Origin of the sequence: Pseudoalteromonas amylolytica, from assembly GCF_001854605.1 — a bacterium.
GTDB classification, from domain to species: domain Bacteria; phylum Pseudomonadota; class Gammaproteobacteria; order Enterobacterales; family Alteromonadaceae; genus Pseudoalteromonas; species Pseudoalteromonas amylolytica.
The window spans coordinates 109,101-129,933 of the sequence record NZ_MKJU01000025.1; the positions used below are offsets into that span (position 1 = coordinate 109,101).

General features: G+C 43.2%; 14 protein-coding genes. 9 read left to right on the forward strand and 5 right to left on the reverse strand.

All coding sequences use genetic code 11. The annotated features are described in order from the left end of the window. Positions 1 to 49: 49 nt before the first annotated feature. Positions 50 to 322: a nucleoid-associated protein HU-beta gene (gene hupB, locus BET10_RS06940; protein ID WP_010371157.1), complete on the forward strand. Its 273-nt coding sequence runs from the start codon at positions 50 to 52 to the stop codon at positions 320 to 322. 170 nt (positions 323 to 492) lie between these two features. Then, positions 493 to 2,403 (forward strand): peptidylprolyl isomerase, encoded by a 1,911-nt coding sequence (gene ppiD, locus BET10_RS06945; RefSeq protein WP_070984350.1) that lies wholly within the window; start codon positions 493 to 495, stop codon positions 2,401 to 2,403. Positions 2,404 to 2,468: 65 nt separating this feature from the next. On the opposite strand, the gene BET10_RS06950 is transcribed toward ppiD, so the two are convergent. The 4 genes from BET10_RS06950 to barA all read right to left on the reverse strand — a co-directional run bounded on the left by BET10_RS06950 (position 2,469) and on the right by barA (position 9,243). Beyond that, on the reverse strand, positions 2,469 to 2,975 hold the full coding sequence (locus BET10_RS06950; protein ID WP_070984353.1) for a YfiR family protein: 507 nt from the start codon (positions 2,973 to 2,975) through the stop codon (positions 2,469 to 2,471). Beyond that, positions 2,972 to 4,978 carry a TonB-dependent receptor plug domain-containing protein gene (locus tag BET10_RS06955; protein WP_070984355.1) on the reverse strand — a complete coding sequence of 669 codons (2,007 nt, stop codon included), beginning with the start codon at positions 4,976 to 4,978 and terminating at the stop codon, positions 2,972 to 2,974. Before BET10_RS06955 ends, BET10_RS06950 begins: the two co-directional genes overlap by 4 nt. Continuing rightward, positions 4,975 to 6,252, reverse strand: coding sequence for a sensor domain-containing diguanylate cyclase (locus tag BET10_RS06960; RefSeq protein ID WP_139158547.1), 1,278 nt, complete (start codon positions 6,250 to 6,252; stop codon positions 4,975 to 4,977). Before BET10_RS06960 ends, BET10_RS06955 begins: the two co-directional genes overlap by 4 nt. A gap of 237 nt (positions 6,253 to 6,489) precedes the next feature. After that, positions 6,490 to 9,243, reverse strand: a complete 2,754-nt coding sequence (barA, locus tag BET10_RS06965; protein WP_070984359.1) for a two-component sensor histidine kinase BarA — start codon at positions 9,241 to 9,243, stop codon at positions 6,490 to 6,492. Between the two features lie 80 nt (positions 9,244 to 9,323). On the opposite strand from barA, the gene rlmD reads away from it, so the two are divergent. The 5 genes from rlmD to eno all read left to right on the forward strand — a co-directional run bounded on the left by rlmD (position 9,324) and on the right by eno (position 16,803). Continuing rightward, positions 9,324 to 10,637, forward strand: coding sequence for a 23S rRNA (uracil(1939)-C(5))-methyltransferase RlmD (gene rlmD, locus BET10_RS06970; protein WP_070984362.1), 1,314 nt, complete (start codon positions 9,324 to 9,326; stop codon positions 10,635 to 10,637). A 5-nt stretch (positions 10,638 to 10,642) separates the two neighbouring features. Further along, positions 10,643 to 12,799: a GTP diphosphokinase gene (gene relA / locus BET10_RS06975; protein WP_070984364.1), complete on the forward strand. Its 2,157-nt coding sequence runs from the start codon at positions 10,643 to 10,645 to the stop codon at positions 12,797 to 12,799. A gap of 17 nt (positions 12,800 to 12,816) precedes the next feature. Beyond that, on the forward strand, positions 12,817 to 13,620 hold the full coding sequence (gene mazG / locus BET10_RS06980) for a nucleoside triphosphate pyrophosphohydrolase (RefSeq protein ID WP_070984366.1): 804 nt from the start codon (positions 12,817 to 12,819) through the stop codon (positions 13,618 to 13,620). 112 nt (positions 13,621 to 13,732) lie between these two features. Next, the gene (locus tag BET10_RS06985; RefSeq protein WP_070984368.1) at positions 13,733 to 15,367 is read left to right on the forward strand and encodes a CTP synthase; all 1,635 of its coding nucleotides are present in this window, start codon (positions 13,733 to 13,735) and stop codon (positions 15,365 to 15,367) included. Between the two features lie 143 nt (positions 15,368 to 15,510). Further along, positions 15,511 to 16,803, forward strand: a complete 1,293-nt coding sequence (gene eno, locus BET10_RS06990; RefSeq protein WP_070984370.1) for a phosphopyruvate hydratase — start codon at positions 15,511 to 15,513, stop codon at positions 16,801 to 16,803. A 48-nt stretch (positions 16,804 to 16,851) separates the two neighbouring features. On the opposite strand, the gene mutH is transcribed toward eno, so the two are convergent. Then, complete coding sequence (mutH, locus tag BET10_RS06995) at positions 16,852 to 17,526, reverse strand: DNA mismatch repair endonuclease MutH (protein ID WP_070984373.1); 675 nt, start codon at positions 17,524 to 17,526, stop codon at positions 16,852 to 16,854. Positions 17,527 to 17,958: 432 nt separating this feature from the next. On the opposite strand from mutH, the gene rppH reads away from it, so the two are divergent. Then, positions 17,959 to 18,483: an RNA pyrophosphohydrolase gene (rppH, locus tag BET10_RS07000; protein WP_070984375.1), complete on the forward strand. Its 525-nt coding sequence runs from the start codon at positions 17,959 to 17,961 to the stop codon at positions 18,481 to 18,483. 11 nt (positions 18,484 to 18,494) lie between these two features. Beyond that, the gene (gene ptsP / locus BET10_RS07005; RefSeq protein WP_070984377.1) at positions 18,495 to 20,765 is read left to right on the forward strand and encodes a phosphoenolpyruvate--protein phosphotransferase; all 2,271 of its coding nucleotides are present in this window, start codon (positions 18,495 to 18,497) and stop codon (positions 20,763 to 20,765) included. Positions 20,766 to 20,833: the final 68 nt, after the last annotated feature.

The following is a 20,833-nucleotide window of genomic DNA, read 5'->3' on the forward strand; positions in this document are numbered from 1 at the left end:
TTATATAGTCAGACCATTTTTGATAATAACAATGTAAGAGGATGATATTGTGAATAAATCTCAATTAATCGATCAAATCGCAGCTGATGCTGATATTTCTAAAGCGGCTGCTGGTCGTGCTCTAGATTCATTCATCGAGTCAGTAACTGGCGCACTAAAAGACGGCGATTCAGTGGCACTTGTTGGCTTTGGTACATTTTCAGTACGTGAGCGTGCTGCTCGTTCAGGCCGTAACCCACAAACTGGCGAGACAATTCAGATTGCTGCAGCTAATATCCCATCTTTTAAAGCGGGTAAAGCATTAAAAGACGCTGTTAACTAATTCCGCCTCGCTATTGCAAACGCGGCTTTACGTTGCTTCACAACTTTTAAATTGTAAAAGCCGTGAACAGCTTCAAGAAAAAAAGCGTATCTGATAAGATACGCTTTTTTTACATTAGCGATTAATTTCAAAGCGCAGCATGTGCTTTGGCTTAGATAAGAGAAGAACAAATGCTTGAAAAGATCAGAGAAGGGTCTCAAGGCCCAGCAGCCAAAATTATACTTGGCGTAGTCATCTTGTCTTTTGCGTTAGCAGGGATTGGTGGTTACCTAGGTCAAACCACAGAGCAACCTGTAGCAGAGGTCAATGGAGCAAAAATTAGCCAAACTGAGTTTGCGCGTGCATACCAAAATGAAAGAGCAAGATTAGAGCAACAATTTGGTGAGTACTTCGCACAAATTTCAGCAGATCCTGCATACATGGCGCGCATTCGCGAAGGTGTGGTGGACAGGCTGGTACAGCAAGAATTACAAAATCAGTTGGCTCTAGAGTTAGGGCTTCGTGTAAGTGATGAGCAAGTTAAAAATGCGATTTTAGAAATGCCGTATTTTCAACTTGGTGGTCAGTTTAGCAACGATCGTTATTTACAGCTGATTCGCCAAATGAACTTCCAACCAGATACTTTCCGTGAGTACTTACGTGAAGAGATGACGAGAAATCAATTAGTGACCGCAGTGGCTGGGTCAGATTTCATGCTGCCATCTGAACTGAAAAGTGCGATTGCTCTACAACAGCAAACACGTGACCTAGACTACTTAGTACTAAATAAAGGCAAGCTTGCTGACCAAGTTGAGGTTTCAGAGCAGGAAATAAAAGATTATTACCAGCTTAACCAAAGCCAGTTCCAATCTCCTGAGCGTGTAGCTGTTCAGTACCTAGAATTAAAAGCAAGCGATGTTACGCCTACAAAAGAGATTTCTGAGGACGATGTACTGGCTTATTACGAAGAAAGTAAAAATCAGTACACCGAGCCTGAGAAACGTCGAGTAGCGCACATTTTAGTGGAAGGCAGCGCCGAAGATGCTGAAGTACAGCAAAAGGCACAAGCTATTTTAGAAGAACTAAAAGGCGGTGCTGACTTTGCTGAGCTAGCGCAAGAAAAGTCTGATGATGTAGTAAGTGCTGAAATCGGTGGTGATCTAGACTGGATTGAGCGTGACATGATGGACCCAGAATTTGAGGCTGCAGCATTTGCACTTGAAAACGTGGGTGATATTACTGATGTAGTTGCATCAGAATTCGGCCTTCATGTTATCAAATTAACAGATATTCAACGTCAGCAAGTTAAAGAATATGACGATGTTAAAGATGAGCTTCGCGCTGAGCTTGAAAGAGCTGAAAAAGTTGATGCTTTCTATCAGAAGCAGACTGAAGTAACAGAGCTTGCTTTTGAAATTGCAGATAGTTTAGAAGATGCGGCGATTGCGGCGGGTGTTGAATTGAAGTCTACTGAGTTACTAGCGCGCAATGCGTTACCAGCACCTTTAAACACACCAGCTGTTAGCAGTGCCATTTTTACACCTGAAGTGCTAGAAGACCGTGTAAACTCGGGAGTGCTTGAGGTAGGTAATGAGCATATTGTGGTTGTTAGAGTGCAAGATTATCAAGCCGCCGCGCCGAAGCCGTTAGAAGAAGTGAGTGCCCAGATCAAAACCAAGCTTGTAAATGATAAAGCGTCTTCACTTATAAAAGAGCACACACAAGCTTTATTCGCTCAGTTACAAGATGGTAAGTCACTTGAGGAAATCGCTGCGGGTGAAGAGTTGGAAGTACAATCAGATAAGGCTTTAAACCGTCAGTCGTATAGCCTTTCTCCTGCCATTGTTAGCAAAGCATTCCAGCTACCACATCCAGTTGAAGGTCAGCCTCAGTTCGCTATGGTTGAGTTAAACAATGGTGATGCGGCATTGCTTAAGCTTAACTCAGTGACAACACCTGAAGTTAGTGATGATATTGACGCACAGCAAAAGCAAAGTATTTCGATGGCGCAAATCAATCAAAACTACAATGCATTTGTTAGTGCACTAGAGGCACAAGCTGAAGTGAAACGTCCTAAAATCAACGTCACAGAAGAAAATTAACCTTCAATTGTGAAAATAAAAAAGGCGCTGATTGGCGCCTTTTTTATTTTCATATATAGCAATCTTTACCTTACTTCTGAAGCCAGTTTTAACAAGTGAGCACTAAAGCTCAATCCTCGTCGTTTGGCGTCAGTTAAATTAACTCTAAAGCTCAAGTTATTGGCATCGGCAATTATTCCAATCATAGCCCCTTGACGAAACCCTTCACTGGTGTCGGCGACAATCAGCACTGGTGATTGTTCTATTTGGCTTAGCCAAAACTTTGTTTGCTGACGGTTTTGTTGGCTTAAAAACAACACATCACATTGTGTTACTTGGTCATGATTTGGAATCTCTATGGCGGTACTAGTTTGTTGCAGGTTTTGCGTATGTAATAGTGCAGAGACTGCTTTGAATAGCTCATGGTTGCCCACTACGCAAAAGCGTAGCGCATTAGGAGGAGGCGGTGGCCATTTACTAAACTGGCTAAAACGGTATAAAAAGGCAGCTTTGAGTTCGTTCTCACTAAGGCTTTGCCCGTGGGTTTGAAACATAGATAAAAACAACAATAAACATAAACAGATTTTGATCATTGTCCCCAACTCCAGTTGATGGACAGATGAACTTGTCGCCGCTGCTGTACATAGGGAATTAGGCTATCATCAACGATCTCAACAATTTCTTTATCTGTGATGTTGCGTACTCCTAGAGCAATTGAGGCGTTGTCCCAAGGTTGCCAGCTAATATTTACATCATGACTTGCGAAACTAGGTAGGGTTTTAAAAAGCACCCTGCGTTCACTAACCACATGTGAATTCATGCTAAATAGCACGCCAGAAGAGCCAATAGGCGCGCTAAAGCGAAGTTGACCAATAAACTGTGGAGAGTTTGCCACTTTAATGCCGCCACTGAACTCAGACTTTTGAAAGGCTGTGCTTGCTACTAGAGAAATTCCGTTTTGCCAACGTTTATCAACACCAATTTCCAGCCCTTTACTTTTCAGTGGAATAGTATTGGCGTATATAGGCGCAATGAGCGCCTGACTAATCAAATTCTCTACAGTGGCCTGATATGCAATGACAAATGTAGATAATGAAGGCGACCAATTTTGCAAAAGACTGATTTCGTTGTAATGGGTAGATTCATTCTCAGGCGTTGGGAAACCAAACGATGTATTTGTAAAATGCTCTAGAAAGTTGGCAACTTTGAATGCTCGGCTATGACGCAGCAAGAGTTTATGTTGAGGTGACCAGTTGTACTTCACCGTATAGCTTGGTGACCAACGTGCTGTACTGGAATCTGAGTCATCATAACGTAGTGCCCATTGTAGTTGCAGCTTGTCGCTCAATCGCCAGAGATCTTGAATATACAGACCGTAACGTGATTCATCACCGAGAAATTTTCGCTTAATGGGCTCAGGAATGAGGTACTGAGCCATGAATTTTTGCCTATGGTCCCGCTGATAATCAAAGCCAAGCATAAATTCGTGATCTGATAAGCCGAGAAAAATGAGGCGACTGTCGAAGTTACTCCAGCGACCAGAATTAAGTCGTTGCTCATGTGACAGCTCACCATTTTGTAACACAACGGGAAGTCGACGAGTAAAATCGTTACCGTGAGTTGATGCATGTAGATACAGCTCAATGTCATCAGATATTCGATCATCATAGGCGACACTCACCAAATATGCTTCATTGTCTACTTCAGCATTAAGAGGTGGGATATTGGGGTCAAACGCAAACAGATCAGGATAGTGCCGTTTACGCTTAGAACCTGCAGCCTGAATTTTCAAAGCCCCGTGTTGATGATTAAACATCAGCCGAGTGCTTTTCTCCTCATTTAAGTGTTGCCACCTTGCCAAATGGGGAGGAATATTAACAAGCGGATATTGGATGTTGTCTAACTTGGTTTGACTCAAAGACAGCCAGCTATCAGAACCTGAATCAGCGCGCATTCCTCCTGTGATTCTTGCGTGTTTGGCGTTGTTGTTGGCAATCGACACTGAAGTGTTTATGCCACGCAATTTTGAGGACGTTTTGGTTACGATATTAATAACACCGAGCAAAGCATTGTTACCATACAGTGCAGCAGAAGCGCCAGGTGTGTACTCAACCCGTTCGATAAGCTCGACATCAACGAAAAACTCATGTCCAACTAGCCCTGCATCCAACAAGCTTTCATTAATACGCGTGCCGTCCAACAAAAATAAAAATCGCGAGTTAAAGTCCCCTGGACGACCAATACCTCTTGCACCTATGTAAGTAAAAGAACTATCTTCTCGGGTCGTTATTCCTACAAATTGGGCTAAAATGTCGGCAACGGAGCGTAAGTTAAACTGTTTAATATCTTTATCGTTAATGACATGTGTGACTGCCATACTATCGCTGCTGGAACGCGTAACGCGAGAGGCTGCTGATATTTCAGTATTGGTAGGTAAGTGGCGCAATTGCTGATGTAGTAAATCTTCTAATTCAGGCAGTGCTTCACTGCTTGCCTCACTCTTAGGCGTGTCAGGTGCATCAGGGGGCGCATCTGTGTTTTGTGCTGTGCAAGTAGAGCACCAGATAAATAATAAAACAAACAGAGCATTATTCATGCTGACGCCTTTTTGTTGTACACCTGAAAATTATTTTTTCCGGCACGCTTGGCCTCATACATCGCATCATCGGCGCAATTGAGTAGCTCCATGGGGGAGCAGGTATCGAGGGGCGTATAGGCTAATCCGATACTAATACCGATGGGCATGATGGTGTCTTTTATTACAATAGGTCGGTTGATACTAGTGACAATACGTTCGGCAAGTCGTTCTGCGTTATCAGTGGACTCAATATTTGGTAGTAACAGCGCAAACTCGTCGCCACCCAAGCGACATAATAAGTCATCACTACGTATGATAGCACCAATGCGGTTGCCCACCTCAATAAGCGTTTCATCTCCTGCGTCATGGCCAAAATTATCATTAACAAATTTAAAGTTATCTAAATCAATAAACATCAAACAGCTCAGTGGTGTGGATTCACTAGACTCTTTAGTGATCTCTTTGAGCATAGCGTTAAGCGCTAAGCGGTTCGGCAGGTTTGTAAGTGGGTCAGTTTTGACCATTTGTTTGAGCTGTAGCCCTTGCAGTTGTTCCTGTTCCAGTTGTTGACGCAATTCGGCTTGAGAAATATCAACACGTTTTAACAGCTCATTGAAGCTACGAGTGAGAATGCCAATTTCATCGTTGCGAACCACCTTTGCACGTAATTGGAAATCATGTTCTTTTGATACTTTCTGAGCTAGCTCAGATAAAGATAATAATGGTCTAAGCGCAGTTCGTTGTACCTGAGATAGCAGTAGGGCGGAGACTGTGAACAAAACACCAATGAGTATTGCCAACATTAAAATCAGCCTGACGAACCAATACAGCATATTGGTCAGATCAATGACCATGATGAGGTCACCTTCTACCTGACCTTTGAAGGTAACAGGGTGATATAGCATCATTTTTACACCCGAATACACGATATTCGGCTGTTCTATGTTCTGTTGATAAATTTCCGCGGGCGGAATGAAGCTGGGAGCACTGTATTCGCTAAAAACACTTTTGTTGTTCTTACGCAATGCAATAAAAAGCACGTCTTTTTGTGCGCCAACAAGAGCCAACTCACGTTCAGCGGTGTCCACATCGTCAAATACTAGCATAGGTACAATATTGTGGGAGAGCTGTGCGAGGTTCAGTTGTGCCGTTTCGGCGTGACGGTCTCTTACAACAAACCACAGCAATATTGTTGTTAAGGTGAAGACCAATATCATACTCGCGGCCATTACAGACATGTTAAGTTGAGTTAACCTTCTAACGAGAGACATAGTTGGGTATTGTTCGCTCAAACGTACCTCACATAACAAATCGTTGTATTGTCTTAACAAATATAGATTAGAGATCTTTAAATGGCAGTAAAATAGCAGAGATTCACTGATAATTTATTGAATTTTTATCAATTGATGTTGAGGTCTAAAAACCTTGCATAAAAGAATGGCAAAGCTACGCGTTCGAGTCATGGTACTCAAGCCGCTCAGTTGCGACTAAAGTGCGCAACGGCAAGTAGTGATGACGAAAGGTGTGTTCTATGCTTGTGCGTCGCGGCGAAGGTTTGACAATTCATCGATGAGTTCTAGCAACTCGGGTTCAAACTGAGCAATGGGTTGAGATTGCTTCAGTGCTGTTTCTAACACTTCTGCTAAACTTTTGAGTTTAGGCACCCCAGTGTAACAACAAGCGCCATGAAACTTATGAATCGCACTCAGTAGAGCTTCTGTATCCTGTTGTTCATAAGCGGCTTCGATAGTTTCCAGCAGGGGAGTTAAACCATCTAACAGCATATTTAACATCTCCAGCGCAAGGTCAGGCTTACCGCCAGCATGCTGCAAGGCGAGTTGCCAGTCGAGTAATGAACTTTCAAAAGGCGCAACGCTATGCTCATTCACCACTTTACTTTTTTGCTTACTGACTGGCAAAGTTGAACTGTGGTCACTGATTGTTTGCCTTAACATATCTTCGTCGATAGGTTTGGTTAAGTAACCTTTAAAGCCATCCTTTAACAATTGCTCTTTTTCACCCGATAACGCATGAGCAGTCACGGCAATTATGGGAGTATCTTCGTTTAGTGAGGACTCTAAGATGGTTTTGCAGGCAGTGATCCCGTCCATGATCGGCATTTGTATATCCATAAAAATCAGATCATATTTATGGGTCTTACATAAACCAACCGCTTGGGCGCCATTATGAGCGGTATCAATTAACTCCACTTGCTCTTCAAGTAATGTTGACAGTAGCTTTAAGTTAGCGTCGTTGTCATCAGCAATAAGGACTTTCATAGGCAGTATTTGAGTATCACTTTCTTCGATGGCGATACTTGGGTGATCAAGTCGGTAAGGTGCTGCCAGAACTTCGCATAATTTACGGTGGTTAAGCGGTTTACTCAAACAGGCGTCTGCTCCGCTGCCAATAAGAGATTCTCGCATGTTATGCGAGATGGTATTAAGCATCAAATAGAGATAATCGGCAGCCCCTCGAGCTTTAGCAATATAGCTTTTCACCAATTGCATATGCTCAACACTTGCCATATTGCCAATGAGACAGATGTCGAAACTAAACTCTTTCTCTAATGCATCAAAAAATGACTTTTCATCTTCACATGAAGTGACTTGCATATCCCACTCTTCTAGTTGAGAGACTACGGCTGCATGAGTATGACTTTGAGGCTCGAAATAGAGGATACGTTTATTTGCCAAGGAGCTATTAGGCAAGTCGTCGTTGTAAATACGGTTAGGCAGTTCAAAAATTGCATTAAACGTAAAGCAAGTACCACTACCTGGCGCTGAGTTGAGGGTGATCCTACCTTTCATGGCTTCAACAATATGTTTAGTGATGATCAACCCAAGACCTGTGCCACCAAACTTGCGTGTAATGCTTGAGTCGGCCTGTGCGAATGGTGTGAACAGAGCATCTTGTTTATCCATTGCAATACCAACACCCGTATCGCTAACAGATACCAGTAGTGAAGCATGAGAGTCATCTAGCAAACGGTATGAAACATCTATTTTTACAGAGCCTTTTTCTGTGAACTTAATCGCATTACTCACAAGATTAATGAGTACTTGTTTAAAGCGAGTAGGGTCGCCTACCAAGTTATCGGGTACTTGACGATTGATAGCAATAGACAACTCCAGATTTTTCTCGTGTGCGCTGGGGGCGAGTAGGGTCATGACTTCATTGACAGCATCACGTAGTTGAAATTGAATACTTTCTAAGTCCATCGCACCTGCTTCGAGCTTAGAAAAGTCCAAAATATCACTGATAATTGTCAGAAGACTGTTTGCCGATAACTCTATGGTGTCTAAGTAATCTTTTTGATGTTTATTCAGTGGTGTTTTGTAAAGCTGGCGAGTAAAACCAATAACACCGTTGAGCGGAGTCCGTAGTTCGTGACTCATTTTGGCAAGAAAGTCTGACTTTACTCGGTTGGCATCCTGCGCCTCTCGTTTGGCAATATTAAGCTGAATATTCTGTGTTTCGTATTGTTCTAGGGTTTCTTTATAATCACTGGTGGCTTGATCGATATGCTTTTGCATTTCGTCACGTTGACTGATCATCTTCTCATTAATAGTATTGAGACCCTGACGCAATAGCTCAAACTCCCCAATCATCTCATGTTCAATATCAATATCCCGTTTACCTTCAACTAGCTTGTCAGTGGCAAGCAACAGCGCAGACAGGGGCTGGGTGAACATTTTACTGATCCGAAATGATAAAAACGCAGCAAGAAACAGCGCAAATAAAATAATGCTGCTACTCCAAATAAGCGCCTTTTGTTGCGAGATCAAGGCCTGATTCTGGCTCACTTCTATTGCCAAAATTGCCAGTGTTTTTGGGTGTGTGGTGTGCCATCGGTCTGACTGCTTTGAAAAATGTTTGATGGGGGTGAAAAATACAAATGAGTCGTTGAGTTTAACTAACTCTGTTTTATGTAACTGAGAAACATCACCAAAGAAGTAGAGTTGTTCAAATTGTTCGTGATAGTTACTGGTCAATAACAGCTGATTATCTTGGTCGAATAACGCAATACTTTTTATCAAAGGAGAGTGTTTGTTATGCGCGGTACTAATGATCTGGTGTAATGCGGCCCTATCTTGCTTTAACACGGCCTGTTCAGCTGCGATGGCTAAGGGCTCAGAAATACTACTGCCTTGCTGATAAAGAATTTCTTCAAGCTCAACGTAACGATTTACTGTAAAATAGCCACCAAGTATTAAGCCTATCAGCACTGTAGGAATTATAGTTAATGCAAGAATGCTGTCACGAAGGCTAAGTTTAGTCATGTTGGGCAGTGAGCAAGGTCGTTTATTTTTCAATAGATTATCTAGTTAGGCGCTGATTAGCAATGTTTAAGGGGTAGAGTATGGCGCAGTTTTTTCGTGCTAAGGCATCATCAGCTAAGGGCAAAACCATAGAGCTTGCTGTTGAGTCGATGGATCACCAAGGGCGCGGAGTAGCCAAACATCAGGGCAAAGTCTGTTTTGTTGATGGCGCGTTGACAGGCGAGCGTGTGAAAGCACAAATTCAACAGGATAAATCTAAGCTTACGATTGCTAAAGTAGTTAAGTTACAGCAAAGCAGTGAGCACCGAGTGAGTCCCTTTTGTGCGCACTATAATGAATGTGGTGGTTGTCAGTTGCAGCACTTGGCGCATACAGAACAACTCGATGTAAAGCAGCAAGCATTGAGCAAGTTGTTTGCTAAGTTTGCTAAAACTGAGCAATTACCATGGCAGCCAAGCATTGAAAGTGAACCGATGCATTATCGCAGGGCTGCACGCATTGCTTGCTTTTATGACAGGCAAAGCCAGCGACTTAAAGTTGGATTTCGTAGTGCCAAAAGCAAACACATCGTTGATATAAAAAGCTGTGATGTCTTATCAACACCATTCGCTCATTGTCTTGAAAAGCTACGCGTGGCGCTAAATAGCGACAAAGCGTTTGCCAGTGTCAGTCATATACAGCTCTGTGATGCTGATAACCGGCAATATTTACTGTTGCGCCATACAAAGCATATTAATGAGCAAAATAAAGAAAAACTTGCAGCGCTTTTAGATGAGCAAAGCTGGTTATTACTTTGGGATGATGGTGAACAGAACATCGATTATGAGCGGTTACCAAACTATTGCGTGGCTGATTTAACATTTGAATTTAAACTGAGCAACTTTATACAAGTTAACAAAGCTGTGAACGAAAAAATGTTACTTCAGGCTCAAGCGTGGTTGGAACTCGAAGAAGATGATCAAGTGCTAGATCTATTTTGTGGTATCGGTAATTTTTCATTATTGATGGCAAAACGAGCAAACAGTGTCATAGGGGTCGAAGGCTCAGAGTCTTCGGTTGCAATGGCTAAACAAAATGCGCACACTAATCAAATCAGCAATGTGCAATTTTTTTGCTCTGACTTAACAGCACCTTTGGCTGGCGCTCAGTGGTTTTCGAATGAGTTGAATATTTTACTGCTGGATCCATCAAGAACGGGAGCACATGAGATTTTAGCGCAAATGCCACTGAAGCAGTTTGAAAAGGTATTGTATGTTTCGTGTGACCCTGTGACTTTAGCCCGTGACAGCGCATTGCTACTTCAAGCCGGTTTTGAAGTCCAAAAAATTGGCCTTATGAATATGTTTCCACATACTGGGCATATTGAAACTATGGCGTTGTTCCAAAGGAGGTAATAGGAATGGTTGCAACTCGCCAATCGCATCAACAGCAGCTTCCCGCTGACTTTTCAGCGAGGCTTTCATTATTAGCATTGTCGGATGAGAAGCTGATGCGTCTGCAGCAAGCACATGGTTTGTGTCCTGCAGAGCCTGATTCGCAAATGCTTAACAATGCTATTGAAATGGTAGAGATACTAGCCGATTTAAACCTTGACGCTGAGTCTTTAGCAACCGCCTATTTAACCCCTTATTATCTCGCTGGTTTGGTTGATATTGATAAGGTTAAAAGTGAGCTGGGAGATAATATTGCACTGCTGCTAAACGGTGTGGAACAGATGGCTACCATCAGTACACTGGCCCATCAAGGTAAGGGCAATGTGCAAATTGATAATATTCGTCGCATGTTATTGGCGATGGTGGAAGATGTGCGTGCTGTTGTAATAAAACTTGCCGAGCAGATTTGCCATTTGAGAGCCGTAAAAAATGCCGATGAAGATGAGCGGGTCATCGCAGCTAAAGCCACAGCGAATATTTTTGCGCCCTTGGCTAATCGTCTAGGCATTGGTCAATTAAAGTGGGAGCTTGAAGATCTATCATTTCGCTACTTACACCCTCAAACCTATAAAAAAATAGCCAAACAGCTTGCTGACAAGCGCCTTGACCGAGAAGCTTATATGGAAAATATGGTTGCGTTGGTCAGTGATAAGCTAAGCGCAGCCGGAATTAATGCGCAAGTGTATGGACGACCCAAACACATCTATTCCATCTACAAAAAGATGTCGCAGAAAAACTACGAGTTTGATCAGTTATTTGACATTCGTGCTATGCGTATCGTGGTAGACGAAATTCAGGATTGTTATGCTGCGCTAGGTATCGTACACACGAGTTGGCGACATTTGCCAAAAGAGTTCGATGATTATGTTGCAACACCAAAACAAAACGGTTACCAGTCAATTCATACCGTAGTGTTCGGCCCTGAAGGTAAAACGGTTGAAATACAAATTCGCACAGAAGAAATGCATCAAGATGCTGAACTTGGTGTTGCTGCACACTGGATGTATAAAGAAGGGGCCCTGCCGGGACGAGGCTCAGGTTACGAGCAAAAAATTAGTTGGCTGCGCAAACTCTTACAATGGCAAGAAGAAGTGGTTGATGGCAGCGACTTGGCAGATGAACTAAAAAACCAAGTTGTTGAAGACCGCGTTTATGTATTTACACCTAAAGGAGATATTTTCGATTTGCCTTTGGGCGCAACACCGCTGGATTTTGCTTACTACATTCACTCTAACGTGGGCCACCGCTGTATTGGAGCTAAGGTTTTTGGCAAAATTGTGCCGTTTACCTATAAGCTGTCAACCGGCGATCAAGTTGAAATATTAACCCAAAAGAATGCTTCACCGAGCCGAGATTGGTTGAACCCTTCGTTGGGTTATATCCACTCATCGCGGGCAAGAAGTAAAATCCATCATTGGTTTAAACAACAAGACAGAGACAAAAATTTACAAGCTGGTAAGGAGATACTGGATGCGCAGCTTGCAAAGTTGGATTTAACCTACAAACAACTAGAACCCGCTATTGCGCGGTTCAACTTCAAAGAAATTGATGATTTGATGGTGGCGATAGGTGCTGGAGATATTCGTCTTAATCAGTTTTTGAACTTTGTTCAGGACAAACCAGAAGAACTGCCTAAGCTGAAAATTGGCACGCCTCGTAAAAAACGAGGTGATAAAAATGGCATCGTGGTTGATGGCGTTGGTAGTTTAATGAGTCATGTTGCCAAATGTTGTCAGCCTGTGCCAGGTGATGAAATCGTCGGTTATATCACACAAGGTAGAGGAATTGCGGTACACAGAACGGACTGTGACGCTTTTGCACATATATGTGAACGTCATCCTGAACGGGAAATCGCTGTGAGTTGGTCCGAAGAAATTCAAGCCGCTTACGCCATTACGGTACGCATTGAAGCACATGATAGACAAGGCTTGATCCGAGACATCAGTTCAGTACTTGCCAATGAAAAAGTGAATGTGCTGAGTATGAATGTGCAGACTAATGATGAAAGGGCCGTGGCTATCTTTGAAATGAAGATAGAAGTTTCGGATTTGTCAGCTATGAATCGTTTATTGACCAAATTACACCAGATTGAAGGTGTGTTTGAAGCCAAACGCCAGCATTAAAGAAAGTGAGTACTTACATGAGTGGAGAGCTGCAAGCGCTTTTATCGATAATGTCTGCATTACGAGACCCTGAGCTGGGCTGTGATTGGGATAAAAAGCAGACGTTCGAGTCTATCGTTCCGCATACACTGGAAGAAGCCTATGAAGTGGCTGACGCCATTGAGCGCAATGATATGGCAGCACTTAAGGATGAACTGGGCGACCTATTATTCCAAGTTGTGTTTTATGCTCAGATGGCAAAAGAGCAAGGTGCTTTTGATTTTGCTGATATTGTCTCGGGGTTAAATGACAAGCTCATCCGTAGACACCCTCATGTATTTGAGAAGCAAGAGCAGCTATCAGATACGCAGCTAGAGGCCCAGTGGCAAGCGATAAAAGCACAGGAGCGCGCGCAAAAGGAGAGCGTTACAACCAGTGAGCCACTTTGGCATGATATTCCCAGAATGTTGCCTGCGTTGTCACGGGCGCAAAAAATCCAAAAGCGTGCCTCTGCTTTAGGGTTTGATTGGCCCGACTATCACGGTGCATTGGATAAGGTAGCTGAGGAAGTGCAAGAAGTGAGTGAAGCATTATCGGTTGACCCTCATTCAGCGCACAGTGCAGAAGAGTTAGGAGACCTTTTGTTTGCTACGGTCAATGTAGCGCGCCACGCTAGGCACGATCCTGAGCAAATATTGCGCCTAGCATGTGATAAGTTTGTACGTCGTTTTGAACAGGTAGACAGCACGCTCAATCAACTAGGGCTAAGCCTAGAAGATGCAACTTTAGAAGAAATGGACCTAGCTTGGGAGCAAGTTAAAAAACAACAAAGTAGGCGATAATAGATTTGCTGGTGTGAATATTTAGCTGGATTGATTTATGGCTCTTTGCTATACTATCGCCCCGTCTTGATTCTTATTTAAATTCCATTTTTCCTGATATTCTAGGGTTCGCATGAGTACAAAATTTATCTTCGTAACGGGCGGAGTTGTTTCCTCCTTGGGTAAAGGTATTGCAGCTGCATCTTTGGCCGCTATTTTAGAAGCACGTGGCTTGAATGTAACTATTCTTAAGCTGGATCCTTATATCAATGTTGATCCCGGCACCATGAGCCCAATTCAACACGGTGAGGTATTTGTAACCGAGGACGGTGCAGAGACCGACTTAGACTTAGGTCACTACGAACGTTTTATTCGCACCAAAATGACCAGTCGTAACAACTTCACACAAGGTCGTGTTTTTGAAGATGTATTACGTCGTGAACGTAGAGGCGAGTACTTAGGTGCAACGATTCAGGTCATTCCCCACATCACCAATGATATTAAACGCCGTGTGCTTGAAGGCGCTGACGGCTATGATATTGCCATTGTTGAAGTAGGCGGCACTGTAGGTGATATCGAATCACAACCTTTCCTTGAGGCGTTGCGTCAGTTAGGTACTGAGCTAGGCCGTGAACATGCGCTATTCATGCATTTAACGTTAGTACCATTCCTTGGTACTGCAGGTGAAGTAAAAACTAAGCCAACACAGCATTCTGTGAAAGAGTTACGCTCAATCGGTATTCAACCTGATATTCTTGTTTGCCGTTCAAGCTGTAAATTACCAGCCAATGAGCGCGCTAAAATTGCACTGTTTACCAATGTAGAAGAAAAAGCGGTTATTTCACTGCCTGACGTAGATAGCATTTACAAAATCCCAGCACTACTTAAATCTCAGGATTTAGATAACCTTGTTTGTCGTCGTTTCTATTTAGAAGCACCAGAGGCGGATCTTTCTGAGTGGGAACAGGTGTTATATCAAGAGTCTAACCCGACGGGTGAAGTGACAATTGGTATGGTTGGTAAATATATCGAGCTACCTGATGCGTATAAGTCGGTAAACGAAGCCCTAAAACATGCGGGACTTAAAAACCGTTTAACCGTAAACATTGAATATGTTGATTCACAAGATATTGAAAGCAAAGGTGTTGAGAGACTTGCACATTTAGATGCTATCTTGGTACCTGGTGGATTTGGCCATCGTGGCGTTGAAGGTAAAATTCTTGCGGCTAAATATGCACGTGAAAACAAAGTGCCTTATTTAGGCATTTGTTTGGGGATGCAGGTTGCGCTTATCGAATATGCACGCAACGTAGCTGGCCTTGAAGGGGCAAACTCAACCGAATTTGATTCTAAATCAGCGCATCCTGTAGTTGGTTTGATCACTGAGTGGTTAGATGCCGAGGGCAATGTAGAAGTGCGCGATGAGCAGTCTGATTTAGGTGGAACAATGCGCCTAGGTGCACAGAAATGTCATCTGAAGAAAGGTTCAAAAGTTCATGACGTGTATGGCAGTGATGAAATTGTAGAGCGTCATCGCCATCGCTATGAAGTGAACAATCACTATGTAGAGCGTCTTGAAAAGGCGGGCTTGCAATTTACAGGGCTGTCTGAGGATAAAAAACTGGTGGAGATCATTGAAAATAAAGATCACCCTTGGTTTATTGCAGCTCAGTTCCATCCTGAGTTTACGTCGACTCCGCGTGATGGACACCCACTATTTGAAGGTTTTGTTGCGGCGGCATACAGCCACCAAAAAGCAGAATCTTAACGTATTTAAAGCCGTGCTTATGCACGGCTTTTTTATGCAAAAGTAAGTGTTGCTTTGAGTTTAAACTATAAGTTCAAACCAGTGCTTATTTTATAAGTTACATACACATTACACTCACCACTTTGGGAATAAGAGGAATCAAGATGTCAAAAATCGTAAAAGTGATTGGCCGTGAAGTTATGGACTCACGTGGTAACCCGACGGTTGAAGCTGATGTTCACTTAGCTTCAGGCGCATGGGGTCGTGCTTGTGCACCATCAGGTGCATCAACAGGTACACGTGAAGCGCTAGAGCTACGCGATGGTGATAAAGCTCGTTACTTAGGCAAAGGCGTTTTAACGGCTGTTAACTACATCAATGTAGACATCGCTCAGGCGCTAGAAGGTAAAGATGCGTTGGAACAGCGCGCGATTGACCAGATCATGATCGATTTAGATGGCACTGAGAATAAAGAAAAATTAGGTGCAAATGCGATTTTGGCGGTATCTCTAGCCAATGCCAAAGCGGCAGCTCAGGAAAAGGGCGTAGTTCTATACGAGCATATTGCTGACATCAACGGCACTTCAGGTCAGTATTCAATGCCAGTGCCGATGATGAACATCATCAACGGTGGTGAGCACGCGGATAATAACGTAGATATTCAAGAGTTCATGATCCAGCCTGTTGGCGCAAAGAGCTTCCGCGAAGCACTTCGTATGGGTGCTGAAATTTTCCATAGTTTGAAAAAAGTACTAAACGCACGTGGCTTGAACACCGCTGTTGGTGATGAAGGTGGTTTTGCACCAGATTTAAAATCAAACGAAGAAGCGCTAGAAGTGATTGCACAAGCGGTGAGTGACGCAGGTTACGAGTTGAATAAAGACATCACGTTAGCACTAGACTGTGCTGCGTCTGAGTTCTACGTTGATGGCAAATACGACCTTAAAGGTGAAGGTAAAGCGTTTGACTCAGCAGGTTTTGCTGATTTCTTAGCTGATCTTGCTGCACGTTACCCTATCGTTTCAATTGAAGATGGTTTAGATGAAAGTGACTGGGCTGGCTGGAAAGTACTGACTGATAAAATCGGTAGTAAAGTTCAGTTAGTGGGAGACGATTTATTTGTAACCAATACTAAGATCCTTAAGCGCGGTATTGATGAGAACATTGGTAACTCTATCCTTATCAAGTTTAACCAAATTGGTTCACTGTCAGAAACGCTTGATGCAATCAAGATGGCGCAAGATGCAGGCTTTACAGCTGTTATTTCTCACCGTTCTGGTGAAACTGAAGACGCAACGATTGCTGATTTAGCGGTAGGTACTGCGGCAGGTCAAATCAAGACCGGTTCACTGTGTCGTTCAGACCGTGTAGCAAAATACAACCAACTACTTCGTATTGAAGAAGCGCTAGGTGAAAAGGCTACTTACAAAGGCCGTAGCGAAATCAAAGGCCAATAACCTCGACAGGTTATCAATTTGAAAAATGCCGCTAAATAGCGGCATTTTTTATGCTTTGAATTGGTTGTATAAAATATCTTGGGTGAAATTGGTTTTAAGGTAAAACCCGCGAGGCAAGGTTTTGATGAGCTTGCCATTGGGCCCAATAGCATCAGTTGTTACACGGCTATTGGCCGCCTTTGGTCTTATCTGCATTACTTGTCCCAAATGGCCTGATATCTCTTCTACTCGACCAAGGGCAATCAACTCAATCTGCTCTTCCCAATCTCTTTTTAGTAGCGCATTTTGTTGCTCCGTGGGCTGCCACAAAAAACCATGGCCTATGGTTCGATTAACTGGCTGTATATCTCGCTCAGCGAGCACTGGTAGCCATAAAACATGGTTGAGTTTTTTCCTCACAGTGCTGTTTTCCCAAGTTGCGCCCGTTAGTCCTGTTAAGGGCACTACCGAAACATACGTGGTTTCAAGAGGTCTGCCTTGATAGTCAATCGGAAGTGACTTTAGCTCTATGCCCAAGTGCTCAAAGTCGGGAACCGGCTTTGAACCCGCGCTGGCGCCCAGCACATATTCAAGCAGTTGCCCAGGCCAGCCCTTTTCGCGCAGCAAGTGTTCAGGGCTTTTAAATTGGTATTGCTGGGCTAACTCACCGAGTGTAAGCCCTGCGATTGCATCGACGCGTTGCATCAGGTGTGTGATGGACTCCGGCGGCTGTGGTTTGTTCATGATGAGCAGCTTATGAAGATAACAATGGCCCGTATTGTAGCGAAAGAGTCCATAATAAAGAAATGTTGATAAAGTAAGCGGTTGATTTTTGAACTATTCTTATTTTGGTTGTTTATTCCCCGCATAAATATCCAGTGTTTTATTTTAGCTTATTGAAAGTAAATGGTTTTTTGTCTTCTGTTTACAATCTACAACCTGTTAGAGATAACAGGTTTTGGATAAATACAACTATATAAACACAATTATCCACAGTTTCTGTGGAGAAAGTACTGTATAAACGAGTTAATTGTGGATTTGTTTGTTAATTAAGCATGTTTACGGGGTTTTATGCACAACCTGTGAGTAACTTGAGTAAAAGCAGGAATAATATTTGCTGTGTGTAAGAAGTTGTGGAACAATCATTAAAAATCGACTTATAAAAGAGGCACTAAGGTGATTGATGCCGAAGGTTTTCGTGCCAATGTCGGAATTGTTATCTGTAATAACCAAGGGCAAGTATTTTGGGCTCGGCGTTTTGGTCAGCATTCATGGCAGTTTCCCCAAGGTGGTGTGGATGAAGGGGAGACCCCTGAACAAACCATGTATCGTGAATTGCATGAAGAAGTTGGCTTAAAACCTGAGGATGTGGAGATAGTAGCCAGTTCGAAGCACTGGTTACGTTACAAATTACCAAAACGCTTGATCCGCAGAGATTCAAGTCCGGTTTGTATTGGCCAAAAGCAAAAATGGTTTTTACTTAAACTTAGATGTAAAGATGAAGATGTAGACTTGCTACATACTCATCATCCTGAGTTTGATGATTGGCGCTGGGTAAGTTATTGGTATCCAGTTAGGCAAGTTGTCTCATTCAAAAGAGATGTGTATCGGCGCGTAATGAAAGAGTTTGCGCCATTTGCGATGCCATTCAATAAGAGAGAGCAACAGGGCCGAGACACCAATTGGCGACAACGCCGATAAAGGAGTGAACAGTGTTAGCAACGTTGCGGTCGATAGTAGAGTCGGTTTCACAGCAAGCCAATTTGGAGGATGCGCTGACGCAATTTGTGAGTTTGGTCAAAGAGGCCATGAACACTGAATGTTGCTCTATCTACTTTGCTGATTATACACAAGACAACTTTGTCTTAATGGCCAGCGATGGTTTGAACCCACAAGCCATCGGTCAGTTTCGTATCGGTTTTACAGAAGGCTTAGTTGGACTAGTTGCGCAACGCGAAGAACCGATAAACATTGCTCATGCTCAATCTCACCCTCGGTTTAAATTATCACCCGAAGTTAATGAGGAAGGGTATAACGCCTTCCTATCTGTGCCTGTGGTGCACCAGCGAAAAGTGCTTGGAGTCATTGTAGTTCAGCAAAAAATGGCACGAGTTTTTAGCCATGACGAAGAATCTTTCCTAATAACCTTATCTGCACAGTTGGCTTCTCAGTTGGCGCATGCTGAAATTCAAACTGTATTTGCACAAGAAGCAACGACACATCAAACATCAGTACTGAAAGGGGTTTCTAGTGCACCTGGTATTGCAATTGGTGAAGGGTATGTGGTTCTGCCAAAACTAGACTTTGATAGTATTGAGCCACAAAAATCAGAGCATACGGAACAACAAAGGCAGTTGTTTCTACAGGCTGTTGCGGCAACACGCCAAGAGTTTCATATTCTAGCTAATACGCTAAGCGATAGTATCCCCAAAGAAGCCTTGGCCGTTTTTGAAGTTTACCAACAGTTGTTGGATGCGCAAAGCTTGGGCCAGCAAGTGGATGCTCAACTCAGTTTAGGATGGAATGCCAAAAGTGCGCTTAAGCATGTGATTGAAAGTTTGGTGAATCAGTTTAACGCGATGAAAGACCCTTACATTAAGGAGCGCGCTGTAGATGTAAAAGACATCGGTTTGCGTGTACTTCATCATCTAGTGAGTACTGAACATGCGGTTAAGTCTTATCCCAACAATACCATACTTGTTACTCATACGTTGACACCGAGTATGTTAGCTGAAGTACCCAAAGAAAAACTAAAAGGGGTCGTGAGCGTGCATGGTGCCGCAAACTCCCATGCTTCCATTTTGACAAGGGCTATGGGGGTTCCCGCAATTTGGGGTATCGAGGATATTCCGTTGCTTCAGCTAGAAAGCAAGGAAATGATTCTAGATGCATATGCGGGGCGAGTGTATATCTCGCCCTCCCAATCATTGCGCCATGAATATGAGCAGATGCGTCATCAAGAAAGTTTGTTGCATGACAAGTTTGAAGCAGAGCATGCTTTGCCTCCGATGACGCTCGATGGTGAACGGATCAGTTTACTGCTCAACGCTGGTTTAGATTTAAGTACCGAGCCTCTGACCGCTAAATATTGTGACGGGGTGGGACTTTATCGAACCGAAGCGTGGTTTATGCAAAAGGGGCGATTTCCATCGCAAAGAGAACAAGAAGAGTGGTATCGAGAAGTTTTGACGCGGTATCACCCTGAACCTGTGGTTATGCGCACACTAGATATCGGTGGGGACAAAGTACTAGATTACTTTGATATAAAAGAAGAGAACCCATTTCTAGGCTGGCGCGGCATACGTGTTTCACTTGATCACCCTGAGTTATTTCTAGATCAATTAAAAGCTATGATTAAGGCTAATACGGGTCTGGGCAACTTGCGTATTATGTTACCTATGGTGAGTCATACTGAAGAAGTTGATGAAACACTGGCCCTGCTAGAGCAAGCCTACTTTGAATTGCAAGAAGAGTGGGCGGATCAATTCTTATTGATCGATAAACCAGAAATTGGCGTGATGTTGGAAGTACCATCAAGTGTATTTTTACTGCCAGAGTGGTCTAAAAAAGTTGATTTTTGCTCTGTGGGTAGCAACGACCTTACGCAATACCTATTAGCAGTAGATAGAAACAACGCGCAGGTAGCAGAATTATTCGACCCTTATCATCCGAGTGTTTTACGTGTTCTAAATAGTATTGCAAGTAGCTGTCAAGAATTTGAACTGCCCTTTAGTTTATGTGGTGAGTTGGGGGGAGAGCCTGAAGGCGCTATTCTTCTGGTTGCTATGGGATACCGACGCTTGAGTATGAATATTTCCTCCTTGAGCAAAGTTAAATGGGTGCTGCGCCGGTTACATGTCAGTAGTATGGAGTCACTTTTACAGGAATGTTTAGCACAATCCTCGGCTAAACAAGTTCATCGTTTAATGCGCAATTTCATGATTGAGAATAATTTCAGCGAACTGTTTTATCAGTCTAAATAGAAAAGCACGCAAGGGTGCACTGTCGCGCATAATGCGCTACCATAGCGCGCTCAAATAATTGAGAGATA